General features: G+C 38.6%; 1 protein-coding gene. It reads left to right on the top strand.

What is annotated here, in order from left to right; translation table 11 throughout:
• Positions 1 to 86 precede the first annotated feature (86 nt).
• The gene (locus WKT17_RS16205; RefSeq protein WP_044930089.1) at positions 87 to 1,244 is read left to right on the top strand and encodes an IS630 family transposase; all 1,158 of its coding nucleotides are present in this window, start codon (positions 87 to 89) and stop codon (positions 1,242 to 1,244) included.
• The last annotated feature ends 34 nt before the right edge of the window (positions 1,245 to 1,278 follow it).

Raw genomic sequence — 1,278 nt, 5'->3', positions numbered from 1 at the left:
ACTAGTATAGAATAAATTAAATTTCTACTATATATTTTGAGGATAATGTATGGTAAAATAGTGTTATCTAAGAAAGGATGAACACTATGAGAAAAACATATCTTCCTCTGTCAGATGAAGACAGAGATTACCTTAAAGCATTATCCAAAAAGAGAACCATTCAGGCACAAGTTGTGGACCGTGCCAGAATCCTTTTATATAAAGCCGATGGAATGACATTCCAGCAAATTGCTGATAAACTTGCCATTAGTACTGCAACGGTACGCCTTTGTATTTCGAAGTTTCAGAAAGGCGGTTTAGATGCTGCACTGTTTGATGTTCAGCGTCCTGGACGTCCATCGGAAATTACTGATGATGCAAAAGCATGGATGATTCATATTGCGTGTCAGAGACCGACAGAACTCGGTTATGCACAGGAATTGTGGACGTTGACCTCTCTCCACAAATATATTCAGAAACATGCAGAAGAAGCGGGATATCCAAGGCTTTCAACCGTTACCAAACCGTATATCCAGAAATTTCTTAAGGAACAGGATATGAAACCCTTTAAAATCAAATATTACTGTGAAAAACGGGATCCTGATTTTGAATCAAAAATGCATGAGGTTCTGTTGGTTTATAAGCAGATTGAAATGCAGTTTGATGAAAATGGTGATCTCATTGTTCCAGACGATTATAAACTGACGATTACGGTATCGTATGATGAGAAGCCGGGCATTCAGGCAATCTCCAATACGGCACCGGATTTACGCCCGACATCAGAACATGGGGAAGTATATCGTGATGCAGAATACAAACGTCTGGGAACGCTCTCTTTACTGGCTGGCATTGATTTACTCACTGGAGAAGCAATTCCGTTAGTAAGTGAGACCCATAAGAGTTCTGATTTTATTGAGTTTTTAAAGATACTGGACAAAAAATATCCATCACAGGATACCATTCGGATCATCCTGGATAATCATTCTGCACATACTTCCAAAGAAACACGGCGCTTTCTGGATACTATGCCAAAGGGACGTTTTAAATTTGTGTTTACACCAAAACATGGCTCATGGTTAAACATGATTGAAAGCTTCTTCAGCAAGATGACCAGACAGATGCTTCGAGGAATTCGTGTCAATACCAAACAGGAGTTGGAAGAACGAATTTACAAGTACTTTGACGAAGTGAACCGTGAACCCGTGGTTTATCACTGGAAGTATAAAATGGATGAAATCAGTGAAGAGGAAGCAGTATCAATTTAATATAGCAATTATTTAATATTCGTTATACTAGAAT

Source organism: Blautia sp. HCN-20427 (assembly GCF_037890365.1).
GTDB lineage: Bacteria > Bacillota > Clostridia > Lachnospirales > Lachnospiraceae > Blautia.
Note: the sequence above shows the minus strand (reverse complement) of the source record. Positions and strands in the feature narration are given on the sequence as shown.